This is a genomic window from Aminobacter sp. P4_D5, from assembly GCF_056401815.1.
In genome coordinates this window covers 1-728 of sequence record NZ_JBFUIP010000673.1, presented here as the reverse complement: position 1 = coordinate 728, position 728 = coordinate 1, and the positions used below count along the sequence as shown (strand labels likewise).

1 protein-coding gene is annotated in these 728 nt (G+C 71.3%); it reads right to left on the bottom strand.

The genetic code is table 11. The features are described from left to right. Positions 1–567: hypothetical protein (locus AC1DWF_RS34255; RefSeq protein WP_476842937.1), on the bottom strand; the 567-nt coding region annotated here is incomplete at its 3' end. Positions 568–728: the final 161 nt, after the last annotated feature.

The window sequence follows — 728 nt, the reverse complement described above, 5'->3', positions numbered from 1 at the left end:
GATGAAGGCGGTCGAGCCGAGCGCGTTCGGCAGGGGCCGCAGCGGCTGCTCCAGCCGGCTGGTGGCGAGCGGCATGGCCAGCGCCCCCCGGACCTGTCCACCGCGGATCACCGGCACGGCGACGATCGCCAGCGCGCGGTCGATCTCCGGCATGTAGACGGGCGGGACGAAGGTGGGACGGCCGGTGCGTGCGGCGACCACCGAGGCCGCGCCATTGGGCACGCTGGGCAGTGGGCCGCCCAAGGCCTGGCCGGTATTGACCGCCTGCTGGCCGAGGTTCTCCACCGTGATGAGGATGACGAAGGTCTCGAGCTGGGCCGCGACCTCGCGCGCCTGCCAGTGGAAGGCTTCGAGCCGCCACGTGTCGGGATCGAGATGCGGCGAGGTGGCGAGGGTGGTGAGGACCATCAGCGCGCCCTCCAACTCCTCGTTCACGGCTAGGGCGGCCGCGCGGGCGCTGGTCGTCAGGTCCTCCTCGGCCTGGTCCTGGAGACGGATGGCGAGATCGTAGGTCATGCCTCCGCCGAGCAGCAGCGCCGGCAGGAGCAGCGCGACGCCGAGCAGCACCAGATGGCCGCGCAGCCCTCGCGCCGGCCTTTTCCTCACCTGTCCCGCGCCAGCCAAATCCTACCTCCGAGCCCTGGCAAGCATGACAGAGCGGAGAGGCTTCGTCCAAGACTGCGGGTGATGCACGCGGTTTCGGCCAGTTGCTCCAAGCCGCCCGGCGC